Here is an 18955-nt window from a genome sequence, read left to right as displayed (position 1 = left end):
TCGCGGCAACCGATTTATTACGCCGCGATGACGTGTCATGGATTTCCCGGAAAGCTTCAACCAGTCCCTTTTTCTTCTGATCAACGCCGACCCCGCCACGCCCGCGTGGCGGATCCATGCGGCCATGCTGGTGGCGAACAAACTCATCCTGCTGGTGCCGGGCGTCATGGCCGCCGTGTGGCTGTGGGGCAAGGAAGCCCAGCGCAGCCTGATGCTCAAGGCGCTGGCCAGCGTCGCCGTGGCGTTGGCCGCCAGCTATTTATGCGGCGTGCTGTGGCCGCATCCGCGGCCCTTCGTGATCGGCCTGGGGCACGCCTTCTTCGCGCACAAGGCGACCTCGTCGTTTCCCAGCAATCACACGATCATCATCGCGGCCTTCGCCTTTGCGCTGATCCTGGATCGCCGTTGGACGGGATGGGGCTGGCTGGCATTGGCGGGCGCGTTGCTCGTGGGGACGTCGCGCGTGTACCTGGGCGTGCATTTCCCGCTGGATATCCTGGGCGGATTGCTGCTGGCGCCCATGGCCGCGGCGGTCACGATTCCCATGTGGCGCCGCGCGGGCGTGCCGGTGACGGCGGCGGTACAGGGGCTGTATCGCAAGGTGCTGGCCCTGCCGATTTCGCGTGGATGGATCCGCGCATGACGGGGGTCACGACGGCCGGCGCGGCAGCGGCCGCAATGGCCGCTCCCGCCCTGCCCCTCAATTCACTGCAACTTTCGCTTCCTTGACCAGCTTCGCGTAATTCGCGGTGTCCGCGCCGATGCGCGCCTTCATCTCCGCGGGCGTGTCGCCGATCGGCACCGCGCCGATTTCCGCCATGCGGCGCGTGAAGTCCGGCGAACGGATGATCTTCACCATCTCGGCATTCAGCCGGTCGACCACCTCCTTGGGCGCCGCCGCTGGCGCCAGCACGCCGAACCACGTACCCATGTTGAAGGGCTTCAGACCGGCCTCTTCCATGGTCGGTACGTCCGGCAGCGCGGCCGAACGCTGGTTGGTGGTAACGGCCAGCGCACGCAGCTTGCCGCTCTGAATGTGCGCCAGCACCGGCGTGATCGTGTCGAACGACATGTCGATCTGGCCGCCCAGCAGATCGGTCGTCAGCGGACCACTGCCCTTGTACGGCACATGCAGCAACTGCACATGGCCCGCGCGCTCGAACTGTGCGCCGATCAGATGCTGGCCCGTGCCCATGCCGTTGGAACCATAGGTCAGCTTGCCGGGCGACGCCTGCGCCAGTTTCAACAGCGACGCCACGTCCTTGGCGGGCAGCTTGGGATTGACGACCAGCACGTTGGGCACCAGCGCCACCGTGGTGACCGGCGCGAAGTCCTTCTGGAAGTCGTAATGCAGGCTTTTGTAGACACTGGTGGCGATGGTGTGATGCACCGCGCCCATCAGCAACGTGTAGCCGTCCGGCGCCGCCTTGGCGACGTAGTCCGCGCCCAGCGTCGACCCTGCGCCCGGCTTGTTCTCGACCACCACCGGCTGGCCGAGGCTCTTGGCCAGCTCCTGCCCCAACGCGCGCGCCAGCACGTCCGTCGTGCCGCCCGCCGGGAACGGCACGATCAGGCTCACGGGACGCGCCGGGTAGGACTGCGCCTGCGCGCCGCCCGCGAATGCAACGCCGATCAGGCAGGCAAACGCCAGGGCGCGCGCGGTCATCGCTTTCTTATGCACGATTTGTCTCCTGACTACGAATGAACTTCGCTTGTTGTTGTGTTGCCGGGCGCAGGGGTCGGATCTGACGTCCTCTTACCTGACCGGATCTCCTGAAGCCGTAAGACAGATTCAGGTGTCTGACACCGGAAACGGTCCTACATCAAGAAGGGTGTCTGACACCGGAATCCGTCCTACATCCGGAAGCCGTCTATGCCGCCTTGGCTTGCGCCGATTCCGCCAGCTTTGCGCAGACCGCCTTGGTCACCTGCTCGGTCGTGGCGTGGCCGCCCAGGTCGCCGGTGTGCAGCGCGGGATCGGCGGTGACGCTTTCAATGGCCTGCATCAGCCGCGCCGCCGCGTCGGTTTCGCCCAGGTGTTCCAGCAGCATCACCACCGACCAGAACGTCCCGACCGGATTGGCGAGTCCCTTGCCCATGATGTCGAAGGCCGAGCCGTGGATGGGTTCGAACATGGACGGGTAGCGGCGTTCGGGGTCGATGTTGCCGGTGGGCGCAATGCCCAGGCTGCCGGCCAGGGCGGCCGCCAGGTCGCTCAGGATGTCGGCGTGCAGGTTGGTGGCGACGATGGTGTCCAGGGTCGCGGGCCGGTTGACCATGCGGGCGGTGGCGGCGTCGACCAGTTCCTTGTCCCAGGTCACGTCGGGAAATTCGCGGCTGACCTGCACGGCGATCTCGTCCCACATCACCATGGCGTGACGCTGGGCATTGGACTTGGTGACAACGGTCAGCAGCTTGCGCGGCCGCGATTGCGCCAGCTTGAACGCGAAGCGCAGAATGCGCTCGACGCCGGCGCGCGTCATGATCGACACGTCGGTCGCGGCTTCGATGGGATGGCCTTGATGCACGCGGCCGCCAACGCCCGAGTACTCGCCTTCGGAGTTCTCGCGCACGATCACCCAGTTAAGTTGCTCGGGCGTGCATCGCTTGAGCGGTGCGTCGATCCCCGGCAGGATGCGCGTGGGGCGCACGTTGGCGTATTGGTCGAACCCCTGGCAGATCTTCAGGCGCAGGCCCCACAAGGTGATGTGGTCGGCGATGTCGGGGTCGCCGGCCGAGCCGAACAGGATCGCGTCCTTGTCGCGCAGCGCATCCAGCCCGTCGGCGGGCATCATGACGCCATGCTTGCGGTAGTAGTCGCCGCCCCAGTCGAAGTCTTCAAATTCGAACCGCAGACCGCCCTGGGCGGCGAGTTCCTGCATGACGCGCTGGCCGGCGGGAATCACTTCCTTGCCGATGCCGTCGCCGGGGATGGTTGCAATGCGATAGGTCTTCATGGTGCCAGCGCTCCGTGCGGATGAGTCTGCTGGCACTGTACCGAGCGCGGCGCGTGGTGAACGCGCCGAAATTCACAACATTTTCAACTTGAAGTTGAAAGTGCCGCCTCGGTACGGCGCTGCGGCTGCGCGCTGCGCCAGGCCGCCTCGTGCGTCAGCAGCCAGCGCTTGCGGTGCAGGCCGCCGCCGTAGCCCGTCAGCGTGGCGTTGGCGCCGATCACGCGATGGCACGGAATGACGATGCCCACGGGATTGGCGCCGTTGGCCAGCCCGACCGCGCGCACGGCCGTGGGACGGGCGATTCGCGTCGCCAGCGTGCCGTAGCTGATGGTGCTGCCGCCTTCGATGCCGCTCAGCGCGTGCCAGACCTGCTGCTGGAAGCGCGTGCCGCCCAAGGCGACCGGAAGATCCGAGATGGCGTCCACGTCGCCATCGAAATACGCTTGCAGCGCGCGGCTTGCCTGCGAAGGCTGCGCGGCGTCCTGCAGTTGCACCGCGCCCCGGCCGTACTGGCGCTGCAACAGCAGGTGCATGCGGGATTCGTAGTCTTCCCAGTCCACGGCGCGCAGGTGGGCTTGGGCATCGGTCAGCACGAGCATCCGGCCAATGGGGGTGGGAACCCGTTCCAGCAGAAAGGTGTGTACCGGCATGATGTCGCTCCGGGTAGGTAGGCAAGCCGCCAATATAGACCCGCCGCCAGACCGGGTGCTGGCGGTTTTCGGACAGCAGTGTGACATTCACAACCCTGTCCGAAATCCGCTAGATCTTGCCCGCCCGGCGGCGTTAGCATCGCTTCATGAACCTGAACCACGATGCCTGCTACAGCGCCATCCAGGTGCGCGACGCCCGCTACGACGGCCGCTTCTTCACGGCCGTCAAGACCACGCGCATCTATTGCCGCCCGGTCTGTCCGGCGCGCACGCCCCTGTCGAAAAACGTCACGTTCTTTTCGACGGCCGCAGCCGCGCAGGAGGCCGGGTTCCACCCTTGCCTGCGCTGCCGCCCGGAAACGGCGCCCGAAGTCGGCCCCGGCCACGAGTTGCCGCCCACCGTGGCGCGCGCATTGCAGCGTATCGAGCTGGGCGCGCTGGACGAGGCCGGCGTCGACGCGCTGGCGCAGCGTCTGGGCGTGGGCGAGCGGCAGTTGCGGCGCCAGTTCCGCCAGCACCTGGGCGCCTCGCCCGTCGCATTCGCGCAGACGCGCCGCGTGCTGCTGGCCAAGCAGCTCATCCATGAAACGCAGTTGCCCATGGCCGAGATCGCCTTCGCGTCGGGATTCGGCAGCATCCGCCGTTTCAACGAGGTGTTCCTCGACCTGTTCGGCCGGGCGCCCGGCGAACTGCGGCGTTCAGGCAAGCCGGAGGTGCCGGCGGGCCAGGATGGGGAAATCAAGCTGCTGCTGCGCTACCGCCCGCCCTACGACTGGGACGCCATGCTGGCGTTCCTGCGGCTGCGCGCCATTCCCGGCGTCGAGTCCGTGACGGGCGACACCTATGCGCGCACCGTCAGCCTGGATGGTGCGCAAGGCACGGTCACGGTGCGGCCGGGCGCGGGCGACGCGCTGCAGGTGGCGGTGCGCTTTCCTCATCTGCCGTCACTGCCAGCCATCATCGCGCGTCTGCGCCGCGTGTTCGACCTGGCCAGCGACCCGGCGGCAATCGCTGCGCAGTTTGCCGCCGATCCAGTCATGACGGCGCTGATGCAGGCGCGGCCGGGGCTGCGCGTGCCGGGCGCGTGGGACGGTTTTGAACTGGCCATGCGGGCAGTGCTGGGACAACAGATCACGGTGGCCGCCGCCATCCGGCTGGCGGGCAAGCTGGTGGCGGCGCATGGCAAGCCGCTAGCGCAGCCGGACGGCGCGCTGACGCACGTGTTTCCCGAGCCGGACGTGGTGGCCGCCGCCGAACTGGCCTCGCTGGGCATGCCGCGCAGCCGGGCGGCGACGCTGTCCGCGGTGGCCGCGGCAGCGGTCGCGGACCCGCATCTCTTTGACGCCGCCGTCGACCTGGAAGACGCCGTGCGGCGGTTGCGCACGATACGCGGCGTGGGGGAATGGACGGCGCAATACATCGCGCTGCGGCAACTGCGTGAGCCGGACGCGTTTCCGCATGCGGATATCGGCTTGATCCGCGCGCTGGAAAAGCTGGAATCGCGGGCCTACACACCCGCGCAACTGCTGGCGCGATCTGAGGCCTGGCGGCCGTGGCGCGCCTACGCGGCGCAGCACCTGTGGACAGCGTGATCGAGGTTGAAGAAAGCACGCGCAACGGGATCTAGCACAAAAGAACAGCGCTTCACCACCGCCCCTCCGACCCTTCGCCGAAATACGCCACCAGGAAATCCACGAACACCCGCACCTTGGCGGACAGGTGGTGCCTTTCCGGGAAAACGGCGTAGATATCCGCCTGCGGCAGCGCATAGTCCTCTAGCACCTGCACCAGCCGGCCGCTGCGCAGGTAGCGCGCCAGGTCCCATTCCGCGCGTTGCAGGATGCCCAGGCCGGCCAGGCCCCAGGTCAGGGTGACCTCGCCATCGTTGCTGCTGAGATTGCCGCGCACCTTCACGGTTTCGCTGCGCCGGCCTTTCGTGAAACGCCACAGCCCATAGGCAGCGTCGTTCTGGCGCAGCACGATGCACTGGTGCCGCGCCAGATCATGCGGCGTGGTCGGCGTGCCGTGTTTTTTCAGGTAACCGGGCGACGCGCACACGAGGCGCCGGTTGGGCGCGATCTTGCGCGCGATGAGACTCGTGTCGGGTAGATCGCCAAAGCGCACCGCAACGTCAAAGGCCTCGCGCACGAAGTCGGCCGGCCGGTCGGTCAACTGCAATTGCAGCGAGACTTCGGGATACTGCTGCGCGAATTCCGCGATGGCCGGCGCGATATAGCTGCGCCCGAAACCCAGCGGCGCATTGACCTTGAGCAGGCCGCGCGGGGCGGCCTGACGGCTGGCGATGAGCGCGTCCAGGTCGTCGATCTCGCCCAGGATGCGGCGGGCGTTTTCCAGATACACCTCGCCCTCGGCGGTAAGACTGAGGCGCCGCGTGCTGCGGTTGAAGAGCCGCACGCCCAGCCGCGCCTCGATCTGCGCCAGCCGCTTGCTGACTGCGGCAGGGGTGACATCAAGCTCGCGCGCCGCGGCCGACATGCCGCCCGCGCGCGCAAGCTCAACGACAAGGAGCAGTTCGCTGGAATGCCCCATCGGTGCGGCCCGCGCGGCTTAGTCGCGGAAGTTTTCGAACTGCAGCGGCAGCTCGACGTCGGTCTTTTTCAGCAATGCAATGGCGGTCTGCAGGTCGTCGCGCTTCTTGCCCGAGATGCGCAGCTTGTCGCCATTGATCTGCGATTCGACCTTGAGCTTGGCGTTCTTGATGGCGGCGATGAGCTTCTTGGCAACGGGCTGTTCGATGCCCTGCTTGATGGTGACCTTCTGGCGGGCGCCGCCCAGGTTTTCAAGCGGGTCGGCCACGTCCAGGCAGCGCACGTCGATGCCGCGGGCAGACAGGCGGCCGCGCAGGATGTCCAGCATCTGCTTGAGCTGGAACGCGCTGGAAGCGACCTGGGTCACGACATAGCCCTCGAGTTCGAACTTGGCTTCGGTGCCCTTGAAGTCGAAGCGCGTGGACAGTTCGCGGTTGGCTTGGTCGACGGCGTTGGTCAGTTCGTGTTTGTCGACTTCGGAGACGACGTCAAAAGTAGGCATGACACGGGGTCCTGTGAAAATTGGCGGGAAAGTGCAATGCCCGCCATTTTACCGGCCCCGCGTCCGGCGTCACGCCGTCATGTCGTGACCACGAGCAGGCGCTCGGGCTGCAAGGGATGCGGCATGACATGGGCGTCGATGCCGTAGGCCAGGAACAGGTTCTTCGGCGTCAGCACCTCGGCCGGCGTGCCCGACGCGATGGCCCGGCCGCCGCACAGCAGGAGCAAGCGGTCGCACCAGCGCGCCGCCAGGTTCATGTCGTGCAGGATCACCAGTACGCCGGTATCGCCGTCATGGGCCAGGCCTGCAGCGACGCGCAAGAGGTCGCCCTGGTGCTTGGGGTCCAGACTGGCGGTGGGCTCGTCCAGCAGCAGATAGCGCGGCTCACCCAGCCCCCGGGCCGCCTTGCACTGCACCAGCACGCGCGCAAACTGCACCCGCTGCTGCTCGCCCCCGGACAGCTCGGGATAGCGGCGCGCATTCAGATGCGACACGTCGGCCCAGCCCAGCGCCTGATCCACCAGCGTGTCCACCTGCGCGGGCGACAGTTCGGGAAACGGGTACGCCCCCATTGCCACCACGTCACGCACGTCCAGGTCGAAGCTCAACCCGGGCTTTTGCGGCAGCACGGCGCGCAGGCGGGCCTGTTGGCGATGCGCCAATTGCTGCACGTCGGCATCGCCCAGGCGGACCGAGCCAGCTTCCGGCGCCAATTCGGCGGACATTGCGCCCAGCAGCGTCGACTTGCCCGCGCCGTTCGCGCCCAAAAGGCCGACCACTTCGCCGGGCCGCACCGCCAACGACACCTTGTCCAGAATGCGGTTGCCGCCCCGCGTCAATACGAGATCGTCGGCTGCAAGCATCAACCGTGCCTCCGGCCGCGCGCCAGCAGCCACAAGAAAAAGGGTCCGCCCACCAGGCTGGTCACCAGCCCGATCGGCAGCTCCGCCGGCACGACGGCGACACGCGACAGCCAGTCGGCCAGCGTCAGCGCCAGCGCCCCGCCCAGCACGCAGGCCGGCGGCAGCCAGCGGTGATTCGCGCCCAGCGTCATGCGCACCAGATGCGGCACCACCAGGCCGACAAAGCCGATGCCGCCCGTCGCGGCAACCAGCGGCCCAACGATCAGCGCGCACGCCAGCACCAGCTGCGCGCGCACGCGCTTGAGCGCGTAACCCAGGTGCTGCGCTTCGCGCTCGCCCAACAGCAAGGCGTTCATGACGCGCCACTGGCGCATCAGCCACCAGGACATCAGCAGCACCCACGGGCCGAGGAACGCCAGCAACGTCCACTTGGCGCCGGCCAGGCTGCCCATGGTCCAGAACGTGAGGTCGCGCAACTGCGCGTCATTGGCCACGAACGTGAACAGCCCAATCATGGCGCCCGCCACCGCGTTGATGGCGATGCCCGCGAGCAGCAGTCCCGCCATGCCGGGCACGCGCCGGCCCAGCGCGTATGCGCAGAAGGTGGCAAGCAGGCTGCCGGCGAACGCGGCCGGCGCCAGCACCCAGAAGCCGCCCGAGGTCAGCACGATGGCGGCCACCGCGCCCAGCGAGCCGCCCGCCGAAATGCCGATAAGGCCAGGCTCGGCCAGCGGATTGCGAAACAGCGCCTGCATCGCCGCACCGGATATGGCCAGCGCGGCGCCCGCCACCATCGCAAACAGCACCCGGGGCAGCCGGATGTCGATCAGGACGTTGCGCCACAGCGCATCGCCCGGCGCGGGGTCGCCAAACAGCAGCGTGGGCATGTCGCGCAACGGAATCTGGACCGCGCCGCTGCTGCTGGCGGCCAGCGCCACCAGCGCCAGCACGGCGCCCAGCACTGCCAGCGCCAGCGGCGCGGAGACGCGCTTTGCGCTAGCGCCCCATGACACCGGCCGCCTCCCGCTTGAGTTCGGTCAGCGCCAAAGGCAGGCGCGGGCCCATGCCCAAGAGGAGCAGGTCGTCCATGACGATGACGCGCTTGCGCGCGGCGGCCGGCGTGGAGGCCAGGCCCGGCAGCGCCAGCAGCTTGTCCACGCCGCCGGAAGCTTCCAGCGAAGTTCGCGTCACGACGATGACGTCGGGCGCGAGCGCGCTGACCGCTTCGGCCGAGAGCGGCTTGTAGCCCTGCTGGTCCTTCAGCACATTGGCCAACCCCGCCATCGTCATGACTTCGTTGGCCGCCGTGCCGCCGCCCGCGCCTTGCAGCGTGCCGGTGCGGTTCATCACCAGGATGGCGCGCGCGCCAGTGATCGGAATCGCCTCGACCGCCTTCAGGTCGCGGGTGATCTCGGTCACCAGCGCTTCACCCGCCGGGGCCACGTCCAGCGCCTCGGCGATGTTGCGGATGCGCGCTTTCAGCGAATCCACCGACGGGGCGTCCGGCACGGTGACGATGCGCACGCCGACGTCGCCCAGGCGCTTGAGCGCGTCGGGCGGACCGGCCTGCTCGGACGCCAGCACCAGATCCGGCTTGAGCGCCAGCACGCCTTCCACCGGCACCGCACGGTAATAGCCGACGCGCGGCAGCTTGGTCGCGGCCTCCGGGTACAGGCTGGAGAGATCGTCTCCCACCAGTTTGCCGCCCTGCCCGAGCTGATACACGATCTCGGTCACGGTGCCGCCCAAGGTCACCACCCGTTCGGGCGGCGCCGCCTGCGCGCCTGCCGCCAACAACCAGGCCGCCACTGCCAACCATTTCTTCATCGCTCTCGTTTCCTTATGCGCTCAAGCGGCCAGCGGCGCGCTGCACAGGCTGACCATCAGGTCGCGCCATTGCGGGATTTCCCGCTGACCGGGTTTGCGTTCACCGAAGAACTGCACGATCAGGTCGCCCGTGCCGGCGTACACCTCCAGCGAGGTGACCCAGCCGTCGGTCGTCGGCTTGTTGACCACCCAGACCGACGCGATGGCCGTGGTGTCCAGGTGCAGGTTGAACTTGGGATCCAGCACGTTGAACCACGGGCCCGTGCGGCGCAGCGACTGCACCGGACCGGAGTGGATCTGGATCATGCCGCGGTTGCCCACGAAGCACATGATGCGCAGGCCCGATTCGGCCGCCGATTGCAGCATGCGCTCCACGGCGTCGGCAGGCACCGGCTGCGCCAGGTCTTCGCCGGCCGCCGTCAGGGCCGCCAGGCGCGACACTTTGAACTTGCGCAGCAGCGGGAAAAATTCGTGCGTGTCCTTCATGCCCAGCCACGCTTCGCGCCAGGCGGACGCGTCCTCGACCTGCTCGGCGTCGGCGGACGGCGCGTAGGCTTGGGCCACGGGCCATTGCGACTCGCCCGCGAAGCGCGCGACCAATGCATCCCACGCGGCAGCGTCCGTGCCGTCAGTGCGGTAGACCTTGTGCACCGCAACGCCCGCGCCGTCGAAGAACTGCAGGCTCTGGCGGCCGTCCTGCTCGACTGCCCAGGCCGACTTCCATGCGGTGAAGAACACGCGCAGGTCGATGTCCGGTCCCAGCACCAGACCTACCGGACCGTCGGCCTGGATGTCCTCATACACCCCATGGCGCTCGTGCACACACCAGTCGTTGCGCGTCAGCGCCATCACTTCGCCCAGCGTGCCCAGTTCGCGGAAGATCTCTTGCGGCGTGCCATGCAGCGCCGTCGCCTTCACGCCGCCACAGCCCGCGGCCACCCACTCGGCCTCGGACACGCCCAACGCCTGGGCCAGATTGCGGGCGCGCAGCCCGGGTTGCGACGCCGCCAGCGCCTCATTGCGGGCACGCAGTTCTTCAGCGCGGGTCGAGAAATCATTATTCGTCATCGTAGGCCCTCCGGCCGGTGCAAAAAAACACTGCAGAAAACCGCCGCCGGTCCGGTCAGCGCCGAATGGCGGCGGACCGAACTCAATATTGATAAGTCAGTGAGACGCGCACGCTGCGTCCCGGTTCCGTGTACCAATCCACCGCACGCGGGATCGCGGTGGCGCCCGCGGTCGGCACGTTGATGGCCTCCCAGTACTTCTTGTCGAACAGGTTGAACACGCCCGCCTGCACCTGCAAGCCCTTCACCGCAGCCGGACGCCAGTAGCCCATCAGGTCCACCACGCCATAGCCCGGCGCCTTGAAGTCGGGATTGGGCGCGTCGGGCGACGCATCGGGATACTCGACCTTGTTGCGCTGCATGGCTGTGGTGAGCATGGCGTCCACGCCCCACACGTCGCGGCCATACCCGACGCCCAGTATCGCCTTGAGCGGCGCGACGGAGTTCAGGTACTGCCCCGTGCCCTCGTCCTTGCCCACCGCCCAAGCCAGCGAGCCCCACGTGCGCCAACCCGGCGCAAACTTCCAGTGCGCGCTGGCCTCGGCGCCGTAGATGCGGACCTTGGCGCGGTTGACGTTGCCGGTCACGCCCAGCGGATACTGCCCCGCCCAACCCGGCTGCCACTGCGGCGAATTGGGATTCAGCGGCACATCGCCATCGATAAAGTTCTGATAACGATTATCAAAGAACGATACCGCACCGCCGAGGTCGTCGGTACCGAGCTTGGCGCCCAGTTCCCAGCCCTTGCTGGTTTCGGGTTTCAGGTACGGGTTGCCCACGCGCAGATAGGTGCCGGGGCCGCCGTAGTTGGTGTAGAGCTGCGTGGCGCTGGGCGCCTTGAAGCCGTAGGCGTATTGCGCATAGAGGCTGAGCTGCTCGGCCGCCCGCCACGTGCCCAGCAGCTTGGGCGAGAAGCGGCTGCCGCTGTTGCTGGGCGGCAGCGCGGCCGCGTTGGGGTTGCTTTCATAGCCGGCGGTGGACTGCGGCCGTTGCTCGTAGTGGTCGTAGCGCAAGGCCGGCGCCAGCGTGTATCTGCCATCGGCAAAGCTGAACTCGTCCTGCACCCACAGCGCCCATTGGTCACCCTTGGATTGCGGGACGTCGGCCTGGTTGGTGTGCAGCATGTCGCACGCGCGCGGGCCGAACGGCGCGGGCGTGCCGGGTCGGATCACCGGGCAGTTGTCGTAGCCGCTGGAATTTTGCTCGGTCTTGTTGCCGTACCACTCGCCGCCGAACGACCACAGCTGCGACACCGACGCGCCCGCGATGCGCTTGGTGAATTCCGTGCTGGCGCCGAAGAGCGTCTGCTGGATCGAATTGCTGCGGCCGTAGGGGCCGTTGGGAAAGCCGTAACGGAATGGGTCGCCCGGAATGATTCGGGCGCGCGCGTCCACGCCGCGGATGCCGTCCAGCGAGTTGTCCAGGCGAACGCGCTGCCAGTACACCACCGCGTTGGCCGTGTCGATCAGGCCGCCCGAATCCGGCGCCGTGTACGTGTAGTCGAACGACACGCGCTCGCGCTCGGTTTCCTTGCGGGTGCTGTTTTCGCCGATGAGGTAGCTGGTGCCGGGGCCTTGCTCCCACTTGTTGTCGATGTCGGCATTGCGCTTGAAGTATTCGCCCGTCAGGCCGAACAGATGCGCGCCGTCCACGCGCTGCTGCAGCTTCATGAGGAAGCTGCGCTGGTCGTAGTCTTCGGGGCTGGGCTTGCTGCGGCTGGCGCCGTAGCCGCCGACGTCGCCGCGGTTGTCCAGTTCGTGGCCGTTGCGCACGCCGGCCTGCACCAGCCAGAACGTGTTGCTGTGGATCTGGCCGGCCAGCGCCGCGTTGGCGCCCCAGCTGTTGTCGGCGGAGTCGTAATCGGTCTTGGCCAGCGCGCCAAAGGTCTTGCCGCCGCCCAGCAGGTCGGCCGGATTCAGGGTGTGCAGGTCGGCAATGCCCGAAATCGCGCCCGAGCCGCCGCCGGTGGCGTCCGCCCCGCGCACGATGTCCAGGCGCGACAGGCTGTTGAAATCCACCGCTTCCAGGCCGCCCTTCACGCCGCGCGCGCCGTCGTCCAGCCACGGCAGGCGGATGCCGTCCACCCGCGTCAGCACACGGTCCTGATCCAGGCCGCGGATGTTGATGCTGTTGGTCGTGCGATTGAAGTTCACGCCCGGTTCGGCGCGCCGGCTCAGGTCGGTCCAGTTGCGGATCTGCAGATCGTCCAGGCGGCGGCGATCGGTGCTGGTTTCCCAGGCCGGCGTGACGACGGCCGCTTCGCCGTCGATCTGCACCGGCGCAAGCTGCGTCACGCTGCCCTGCGGCAACGCCTGCAGCACGAAGACGCCCGCGCTGCGTTCCTGCACGCCCAGCCCGCTGCCCGCCAGAAGACGCGCGAACCCTTCATGCACGGAGTACGCCCCCTGCAGTCCGGCGGTGCGGCGCTGGCCCACCAGCGCCGCATCGAACAGCACCGTCACGCCGGCGCTGTCCGCGAAACGCGGCAGCGCGTCCGCCAGCGATCCCGCCGGAATGCTGTAGCCGCGCGCCCCGGCCTGCGTCACCGCGGCGCCTTGCGCCTGCGCGGCAGAGGCCGGCAGCATCGCGGCAGATGCAGCGGTCAGGGCCAGCGCCGCATGCACGGCAGCGGTAAGACGGGTCAGCCGGCATTGCGCGCCTCGGGCTGCCCGGGAGCCGCTTGCGCGGCCGGCGGGGTAGTAAGCCATGGTCGTCCTTTCGATCCAACAGGTATCGGCATCCGTGTGCCTATACAGACCATGACCCGCGTGAAATCAAAACCGGACAGCATTTTCAAAAATATTTTCAGCGCGCCGGAAAAAGACGCGGCAACGCCGTGAACGTGATCCGCCATGCCGACCCCGCGCCTCACGCCGAGGTGTCGCGAGGCACGATCGTTACCCAATACGGCGTGCGGTAGCGCACCTGCACGGGCAAGGTGGCGGGCAGCGCCGCCAGCACCGCGTCGGTGTCGTGCAATTGGAAGGCGCCGGAGATGCGCAGGTGCGCGATCTCCGGCGCGCAGCGCAGGATGCCCTGCCGGTAGCGGCCAAGCTCGGCCGCGAAGGTGTCCAGCCGCAGCGCGCTGGCGTACAGCACGCCGCGCAGCCAGTCGCTGGCATGCGGATCGGCGGGCGTCGCGGGGCCGGCGCCATCGGGCGACAGGCTGCTCTGCTCGCCGGCCGCCACGTCCACGTAGCGCCCCGGCTGTCCGGCGCTGCTGACGCGCACGCGCCCTTCCTGCACGCTGAGCTGGCAACGCCCGCTCTCCTCGCGCACACAGAAGCGCGAGGCATGCGCCTCGATATCGCCCAGCCGCGTACGCACGATGAAGGGACGCGGATGGCTGGCGGGGTCCGCCACCGCATGGACGGCGATCTCGCCGGCGCGCAGGCGCAAGAGGCGCGTCGCGTCGTCGAACAACACGTCGACGGCGCTGGAGGTATTCAGGTGCAGCGTCGAGCCGTCGGCCAGGATCACGTCGCGCCGCTCGCCGGCGGCGCTCCGGTAGTCGGCGCTCCAGTCCAGGGGATCGGCCCGCCAGGCAGCCCAGCCGACCGGCGCGGCCACAATCAGGGCAACCAGCGTCTTGAGCGCGGCGCGGCGGCTCTTGAGGTCCGGTCGATTCAGCGTTGCCATGCCCAGCGCCGACGGAATGAGGCCGAAGCGCGCATTCACGCGCTGCGCCCGCTGCCAGGCATGTTCGTGCTCGGCCTTGCTGGCGCGCCATTGGTCGCAGGCATGGACGTCCGCGTCGGTAGCCCGGCCTGAGCTCAGCCGCATCAGCCACCGCGCAGCCTCGCGTGCGACGTTGCGCTCGACGGCGGGCAGCTCGGCTGCCGGTTCCGCTGGCGCGCTCACATCACCGCCATGATGCATTGCTCGTATCCCTTGGTGATGTAGCGGTGCACGGTGCGCAGCGACACGTTGAGCTTGTCGGCGATTTCGCCATGGCTCAGGCCTTCCAGTTGCGCCATCAGGAACGCCTGGCGGGCGGGCAGCGACAGGCCGGCCAGCATTTCTTCAATTTCCTGCAGCGTCTCCAGGATGATGAAGCGCTGTTCGGGGGAAGGAGCAAGCGCCTCGGGCATCAACGCCAACGCTTCCATGTAGGCCTGCTCGACCGATCGGCGGCGATGGTGGTTCAGCAGCAGGCGCTTGGCGATGGTGGTCAGGTACGCGCGCGGCTCGCGCAGCGCGTCCAGTTCGTGCCGGTGCCGCAGCACGCGCACGAAGGTGTCCTGCGCAAGATCGGCGGCATCGAAGCTGTTGCCCAGCTTGGCGCGCAGCCAGCCATGCAGCCATCCGTGATGGGTGCGGTACAGCATGTTGACGGCGTCGCCCGAGGCGAGCACGGAATTCGGCACGGACGGCTCCCTGACTCACTAACTACGAAATTCATAACTACAAATAGCAATCGTTCTCATTCTAAATGCAAAACCATGATCTTGGTCAAGTCCGCGCGTCGGGTTTGCGGAGATATCATCCGTACGACGTCCGCCGCCTCCCGCGGCGGCGCTTTCCACAGGCTGATCCCATGCTCTACGCCGTCCTGCAGTTTCTCCACGTCATGGCCGTGATCCTCTGGGTGGGCGGCATGCTGTTCGCCCACTGTTTTCTGCGGCCGGCGGCCGCGAAACTGGATCCGCCCGTGCGGTTGCCGCTCTTGTCCTCGGTGCTGGGCCCCTTTCTGAATGCCGTGCTGGCGGCCATCGTGCTGATTCTCGTGACCGGCGCCTGGATGATCGGCTCGTGGGCCAGCCAGGCCGCGCAGACGGGCGGCTCGTTCTTCATGCCCCGCAACTGGACGCTGATGGCCAGCGGCGGCATCGTCATGATGGCGATCTTCGGCCACATCCGGTTTGCGCTGTTCAAGCGGCTGGCCGCTGCCGTGGCGGTGTCCGACTGGCCCGCCGGCGGCCAGGCGATGGCCGGCATCCGGCGCTGGGTCGGTGTGAACCTGCTGCTCGGCATCGCCATCGTGGCGGTCATGTTCCTGGGCTAGCGAATAACTGGCTGGCCGCTAGACCCGCACACCACGCTGGTCTACAGCATGACGCCGTACAACGCGCGGCTGCAGGACGCCATGAAGGCGGAATCCGACAAGTTCAACGCCGTGCTGCCCGAGGGCATCGAGACGACCTTCCAGGACGTGTCCATTGTTGAGATCGGCTTTGCAGGCAATGTCGTGCGCGAGATCTACCGCGTGAGCCTGGAAGACGGGTCGGTGCTGGACGTGGCGTCGGGCAAGCCCGCGGCGCGCTGATCGGCTGGCCCGGGACCGCCCGCGCGGTCCCGCAGCACGTCACGGATCTGGCCGCGCAGCCACGCCTGCAGCGGCGACGTATGCAGCCGGCGCGGCCAGACCATCACGAATTCGATCTTGCGCAGGCTGGCAGGCAATTCCAGCATCGCCAGCGGAAAGTGCTTGCCATGCACCTGCGCCACGCTGGCCGGCATGGTGGTCGCATAGTCCGTGTCCAGCAAGACGTAGGGAGTGATGCCAAAGCCCGACAGGTAGGCAGAGAATTCCAGCCGCCCCGCCTCCGGCTTCAGGGCGCGGTCGAAGTTGGTCTCGCGTCCGTACATCTGCGCGAAGGCAAACCACCTGATGCGCGGCAGGTCAGCCAGCGTCAGCGCGCCCTGCCCCGCGCGCGGATGCGCTTTCGACACCACACACACGCGCCGGTCGCGCAGCAGCGTATCGCGGTGAAAGCGCGCCGGCACCTTGCCGAACAATCCGATGGCAATGTCCAGCCGTTCCGCATCCAGGTCGTCGGGAACAAAGTCGCCATGCACCGATTGGAATCGCAGCGTGATTCCTGGCGCAGCGCGGCGCAGCCGCTCCAGCAACGGTGCGGCCAGCAGTATCTCGCTGTGCGCGCCGGTCCCGATGTTGACTACGCCGCTGGCGCGCGCGGGATCGAAGTCCTCTGCCGGGCGCAATGCCGACTCGATCTGCGCCAGCGCGTCCTGCACAGCCGCATGCAACTCCAGCGCGCGCTCGGTCGGAATGAAGCGGCCCTTGACGACGACGAGCAAGGGGTCGTCCAGCCGGTCCCGCAGGCGCGCAAGGTCGCGGCTGATGGCGGGCTGCGTCTTGTGCAGCAGCGCGGAACTGGCGGTGGCGCTGCGCGTGCGCATCAGCGCGTCGAACGTCAACAGCAGGTTCATGTCCAGCCGGCGCAGATAGGGCAAGGGGTGAGTGTCGGTCATGGCGTCCATGCTATGCGCGAAACACATGCAATGAAAGTCGCATACCAGAATTGATATAGCCGCCTTGCATGCCCGGCATTGGGCGGCGCACCAGCGCTTGGCTACAGTGGCTCGCAGATCGGCCCATTTCGCATCCGACACCGACTTCCTGGAGACGTCTTCATGGCCCTGCTCACCGCCCTCACCGCGCGCTGGCGCGCCGCCACCTCTCGCCGCTTTCTGCTGGCCGCCACGGCGGGCGCCGTTCTGGCGCTGGGCGCCGCCCAGCCTGCCACCGCGGCCGCCGGCTTTCCCGCGCGGCCCATCACCCTCGTGGTGCCCTTTCCCGCGGGCGGCACTCCTGACATCCTGGCGCGCATCCTGGGAGAGGACCTGGGGCGGCGCCTTGGCCAGCCGCTCATCGTTGAAAACCGCGCAGGCGCCGGCGGCAACATCGGCGCGCAGGCGGTGGCACGCGCCGCGCCGGATGGATACACGCTGCTCATGTGCGCCTTTGGCTGCACCGTCGCGCCATCGCTCTACCAGCCCGCGCCCTACGACATCGTCAAGGACTTCGCGCCCGTGGCAATGATCGGCACGGTGCCCAGCGTGCTGGTGGTCAATCCCCAAGTGCCCGCCAACACCTTGCCGGAACTGCTGGCGTACGCCCGCGCCAATCCGGGCAAATTGAACTCTGCATCGTCCGGCGTGGGCGGCTCGGCGCATCTGGCAACGGAACTGCTCAAGCAGCGCGCGGGCATCGACGTCGCCCACATTCCCTACAAGGGCGCCGGCCAGGTCGCCGCCGATCTGCTTGGCGGCCAGGTCGATATGTACTTCGACAATCTTCCCGCCTCGCTGGCCAACATCCGGGCCGGCAAGCTGCGCGCGCTGGCCGTGGCAAGCAGCAAACGGGCGCCCGCGATCCCCGACGTGCCGACCTTCGCTGAAGGCGGCGTGCCCGACTTTCTCATCACGCCGTGGTTCGGCATCATGGCGCCGGCGCGCACACCCGCCGCCGAACTGGACGCGCTGCACAACGCGTTCGCCGCCGCCCTGCAAGCGCCCGACGTGGCGGCCAAGATGCGCGAACTGGGCGTCGAGACGGCCAGCGGCACGCGGCAGTCGCTGGGCGACTTCGTGGGCGCCGAGACCGCGCGGTGGAAGGACGTGATCCAGGCGAACCACATCAAGGCCGAATGATGGCGGCGGCTTCTCACCAGAATGACTTGGAGGAACCCGGTCCCCTGCGCCTGCGCGGCATGGGGTCCTTCCATGTCGGCGGCCGCGAGGCCTCGCTGTCGGGCCTGCCCCGCCGCGAGGTCGTGATGGCCGAGGGCGGACAGCCCGTCGCGCTGGACCCGAACGGCACGTACCGCGTGGAGCAGATGTACGCGCAGTACTTTCTGGCGGACCCGCCCAACGGCCGCCCGCCGATCGCGTTCTGGCACGGCGGCGGCATGACCGGCGCCGCCTGGGAGACCACGCCCGATGGCCGCGAGGGCTGGCTCAACACGTTCCTGCGGCGCGGCTGGGATGCCTACCTGTGCGACGCCGTCGAGCGCGGCCGGTCCGGCTTCGCGCCCGTCCCTGACATCTGGTCCGAGCCGCCCATCGTGCAGGCACAGGAAGACTGCTATACGCGTTTTCGTATCGGCCGGCCTGGCACGCGTCCGGGTCCGGACAGCGCCTACCCAAACACCCGCTTTCCGGTGGAGGCGTTCGGTCAGCTTGCCGCCCAGATGGTCCCACGCTGGGTGCACACCGACGCCGCCGTCGTGCGCGCCTACCTGGCGCTGCTGGAACGCGTCGGCCGCATGATTGTCATCTGCCATTCGCAAGCGGGCGTGTTCGGCATCCGCGCGGCCCAGGCGCAGCCGGATCGGGTCCGCGCCGTCGTCGCGCTGGAACCGGCAAGCATTCCCCTGTTGGCGCCTGGCGATGACTACCGCACGCCCACGCTGATCGTGATGGGCGACAACATGGACACCGACCCGCGCTGGCCGCGCATGCGCGCCCGTGTGCAGGAATTTGCGGCGCGCTACCCCTGCGTCCAGGTGCTGTCGTTGCCGGAACGCGGAATCACCGGAAATTCACACATGCTGATGATGGACAGCAACAGCCTGGAACTGGCCGGGCTGGTGCACAACTGGCTGATGGAACTGCCGCCGGGTTGAAAGCCGAGTTGGAGGCCGCGTTGAGGGCTGGGTTGAGGGCTGGGTCGAAGGCTGGATTGAAGGCTGGGTTGAGCCCCGATTGAAGGCTGGTTCCAAGGCCCCGTTAACCACCCGAAATCGCGACGCCTGCTGCCAATCCATGGCAGTATTGCGCCGTCTGCCCTTCCC

The 18955-nt window shown here is 67.9% G+C and carries 19 protein-coding genes; 6 read left to right on the top strand and 13 right to left on the bottom strand.

Features of this window, described 5'->3' with window-relative positions; translation table 11 throughout:
• The first annotated feature begins 37 nt into the window (after positions 1-37).
• Positions 38-643: a phosphatase PAP2 family protein gene (locus HV681_RS18720; protein ID WP_175124472.1), complete on the top strand. Its 606-nt coding sequence runs from the start codon at positions 38-40 to the stop codon at positions 641-643.
• A 57-nt stretch (positions 644-700) separates the two neighbouring features.
• Here the strand turns inward: HV681_RS18720 and HV681_RS18715 are convergent, their stop codons facing one another.
• The 3 genes from HV681_RS18715 to HV681_RS18705 all read right to left on the bottom strand — a co-directional run bounded on the left by HV681_RS18715 (position 701) and on the right by HV681_RS18705 (position 3607).
• Positions 701-1666 carry a Bug family tripartite tricarboxylate transporter substrate binding protein gene (locus HV681_RS18715; protein ID WP_437340393.1) on the bottom strand — a complete coding sequence of 322 codons (966 nt, stop codon included), beginning with the start codon at positions 1664-1666 and terminating at the stop codon, positions 701-703.
• A 205-nt stretch (positions 1667-1871) separates the two neighbouring features.
• On the bottom strand, positions 1872-2957 hold the full coding sequence (locus tag HV681_RS18710; RefSeq protein WP_175124470.1) for a tartrate dehydrogenase: 1086 nt from the start codon (positions 2955-2957) through the stop codon (positions 1872-1874).
• 83 nt (positions 2958-3040) lie between these two features.
• Positions 3041-3607 carry a methylated-DNA--[protein]-cysteine S-methyltransferase gene (locus HV681_RS18705; protein ID WP_175124469.1) on the bottom strand — a complete coding sequence of 189 codons (567 nt, stop codon included), beginning with the start codon at positions 3605-3607 and terminating at the stop codon, positions 3041-3043.
• Positions 3608-3753: 146 nt separating this feature from the next.
• Between HV681_RS18705 and HV681_RS18700 the strand changes: the two genes are divergently transcribed.
• On the top strand, positions 3754-5199 hold the full coding sequence (locus HV681_RS18700; protein WP_175124468.1) for an AlkA N-terminal domain-containing protein: 1446 nt from the start codon (positions 3754-3756) through the stop codon (positions 5197-5199).
• A gap of 52 nt (positions 5200-5251) precedes the next feature.
• Here the strand turns inward: HV681_RS18700 and HV681_RS18695 are convergent, their stop codons facing one another.
• The 9 genes from HV681_RS18695 to HV681_RS18655 form a co-directional block, all read right to left on the bottom strand.
• On the bottom strand, positions 5252-6157 hold the full coding sequence (locus tag HV681_RS18695; protein ID WP_175124467.1) for a LysR family transcriptional regulator: 906 nt from the start codon (positions 6155-6157) through the stop codon (positions 5252-5254).
• Positions 6158-6175: 18 nt separating this feature from the next.
• Positions 6176-6658, bottom strand: coding sequence for a YajQ family cyclic di-GMP-binding protein (locus HV681_RS18690; protein WP_056571865.1), 483 nt, complete (start codon positions 6656-6658; stop codon positions 6176-6178).
• Between the two features lie 77 nt (positions 6659-6735).
• Positions 6736-7521 (bottom strand): heme ABC transporter ATP-binding protein, encoded by a 786-nt coding sequence (locus tag HV681_RS18685; protein ID WP_414631955.1) that lies wholly within the window; start codon positions 7519-7521, stop codon positions 6736-6738.
• On the bottom strand, positions 7521-8483 hold the full coding sequence (locus tag HV681_RS18680) for a FecCD family ABC transporter permease (protein ID WP_437340392.1): 963 nt from the start codon (positions 8481-8483) through the stop codon (positions 7521-7523). The genes HV681_RS18685 and HV681_RS18680 overlap by 1 nt, the downstream gene beginning before the upstream one ends.
• A gap of 34 nt (positions 8484-8517) precedes the next feature.
• Complete coding sequence (locus tag HV681_RS18675; protein WP_175124465.1) at positions 8518-9348, bottom strand: heme/hemin ABC transporter substrate-binding protein; 831 nt, start codon at positions 9346-9348, stop codon at positions 8518-8520.
• A 21-nt stretch (positions 9349-9369) separates the two neighbouring features.
• Positions 9370-10416, bottom strand: coding sequence for a hemin-degrading factor (locus HV681_RS18670; protein ID WP_175124464.1), 1047 nt, complete (start codon positions 10414-10416; stop codon positions 9370-9372).
• Between the two features lie 82 nt (positions 10417-10498).
• Positions 10499-13123 carry a TonB-dependent receptor gene (locus HV681_RS18665; RefSeq protein WP_175124463.1) on the bottom strand — a complete coding sequence of 875 codons (2625 nt, stop codon included), beginning with the start codon at positions 13121-13123 and terminating at the stop codon, positions 10499-10501.
• Positions 13124-13283: 160 nt separating this feature from the next.
• Positions 13284-14276 carry a FecR domain-containing protein gene (locus tag HV681_RS18660; protein ID WP_437340391.1) on the bottom strand — a complete coding sequence of 331 codons (993 nt, stop codon included), beginning with the start codon at positions 14274-14276 and terminating at the stop codon, positions 13284-13286.
• Positions 14273-14782, bottom strand: a complete 510-nt coding sequence (locus HV681_RS18655; protein ID WP_175124461.1) for a sigma-70 family RNA polymerase sigma factor — start codon at positions 14780-14782, stop codon at positions 14273-14275. Before HV681_RS18655 ends, HV681_RS18660 begins: the two co-directional genes overlap by 4 nt.
• Positions 14783-14952: 170 nt before the next feature.
• On the opposite strand from HV681_RS18655, the gene HV681_RS18650 reads away from it, so the two are divergent.
• On the top strand, positions 14953-15420 hold the full coding sequence (locus tag HV681_RS18650) for a CopD family protein (RefSeq protein ID WP_175124460.1): 468 nt from the start codon (positions 14953-14955) through the stop codon (positions 15418-15420).
• 48 nt (positions 15421-15468) lie between these two features.
• Entirely contained in the window at positions 15469-15681 is a 213-nt protein-coding gene (locus tag HV681_RS18645) for a hypothetical protein (protein ID WP_254595019.1), read from the top strand.
• On the opposite strand, the gene HV681_RS18640 is transcribed toward HV681_RS18645, so the two are convergent.
• A complete protein-coding gene (locus tag HV681_RS18640) occupies positions 15615-16631 on the bottom strand; it encodes a LysR family transcriptional regulator (protein ID WP_175124459.1) in 1017 nt (338 codons plus the stop codon). The two genes, HV681_RS18645 and HV681_RS18640, sit on opposite strands and share 67 nt — an antisense overlap.
• Before the next feature lie 162 nt (positions 16632-16793).
• On the opposite strand from HV681_RS18640, the gene HV681_RS18635 reads away from it, so the two are divergent.
• Together HV681_RS18635 and HV681_RS18630 are read left to right on the top strand one after the other, a co-directional pair.
• Positions 16794-17813, top strand: coding sequence for a tripartite tricarboxylate transporter substrate binding protein (locus tag HV681_RS18635; protein ID WP_175124458.1), 1020 nt, complete (start codon positions 16794-16796; stop codon positions 17811-17813).
• Between the two features lie 26 nt (positions 17814-17839).
• Complete coding sequence (locus tag HV681_RS18630; RefSeq protein ID WP_254595018.1) at positions 17840-18787, top strand: alpha/beta hydrolase; 948 nt, start codon at positions 17840-17842, stop codon at positions 18785-18787.
• Positions 18788-18955 lie beyond the last annotated feature (168 nt).

This window comes from Achromobacter animicus (assembly GCF_902859585.1).
Lineage (GTDB): Bacteria > Pseudomonadota > Gammaproteobacteria > Burkholderiales > Burkholderiaceae_B > Achromobacter > Achromobacter animicus.
This window is presented reverse-complemented; position numbering and strand designations above follow the sequence as displayed.

Excerpts from the sequence above, each read along its gene's own strand:
- HV681_RS18675 (WP_175124465.1), bottom strand. The coding sequence starts at position 9,348 with ATGAAGAAATGGTTGGCAGTGGCGGCCTGGTTGTTGGCGGCAGGCGCG.
- HV681_RS18720 (WP_175124472.1), top strand. The coding sequence starts at position 38 with ATGGATTTCCCGGAAAGCTTCAACCAGTCCCTTTTTCTTCTGATCAAC.
- HV681_RS18695 (WP_175124467.1), bottom strand. The coding sequence starts at position 6,157 with ATGGGGCATTCCAGCGAACTGCTCCTTGTCGTTGAGCTTGCGCGCGCG.
- HV681_RS18670 (WP_175124464.1), bottom strand. The coding sequence starts at position 10,416 with ATGACGAATAATGATTTCTCGACCCGCGCTGAAGAACTGCGTGCCCGC.
- HV681_RS18710 (WP_175124470.1), bottom strand. The coding sequence starts at position 2,957 with ATGAAGACCTATCGCATTGCAACCATCCCCGGCGACGGCATCGGCAAG.
- HV681_RS18690 (WP_056571865.1), bottom strand. The coding sequence starts at position 6,658 with ATGCCTACTTTTGACGTCGTCTCCGAAGTCGACAAACACGAACTGACC.
- HV681_RS18685 (WP_414631955.1), bottom strand. The coding sequence starts at position 7,521 with ATGCTTGCAGCCGACGATCTCGTATTGACGCGGGGCGGCAACCGCATT.
- HV681_RS18700 (WP_175124468.1), top strand. The coding sequence starts at position 3,754 with ATGAACCTGAACCACGATGCCTGCTACAGCGCCATCCAGGTGCGCGAC.
- HV681_RS18635 (WP_175124458.1), top strand. The coding sequence starts at position 16,794 with ATGGCCCTGCTCACCGCCCTCACCGCGCGCTGGCGCGCCGCCACCTCT.
- HV681_RS18640 (WP_175124459.1), bottom strand. The coding sequence starts at position 16,631 with ATGACCGACACTCACCCCTTGCCCTATCTGCGCCGGCTGGACATGAAC.
- HV681_RS18650 (WP_175124460.1), top strand. The coding sequence starts at position 14,953 with ATGCTCTACGCCGTCCTGCAGTTTCTCCACGTCATGGCCGTGATCCTC.
- HV681_RS18705 (WP_175124469.1), bottom strand. The coding sequence starts at position 3,607 with ATGCCGGTACACACCTTTCTGCTGGAACGGGTTCCCACCCCCATTGGC.
- HV681_RS18715 (WP_437340393.1), bottom strand. The coding sequence starts at position 1,666 with ATGACCGCGCGCGCCCTGGCGTTTGCCTGCCTGATCGGCGTTGCATTC.
- HV681_RS18665 (WP_175124463.1), bottom strand. The coding sequence starts at position 13,123 with ATGGCTTACTACCCCGCCGGCCGCGCAAGCGGCTCCCGGGCAGCCCGA.
- HV681_RS18645 (WP_254595019.1), top strand. The coding sequence starts at position 15,469 with ATGACGCCGTACAACGCGCGGCTGCAGGACGCCATGAAGGCGGAATCC.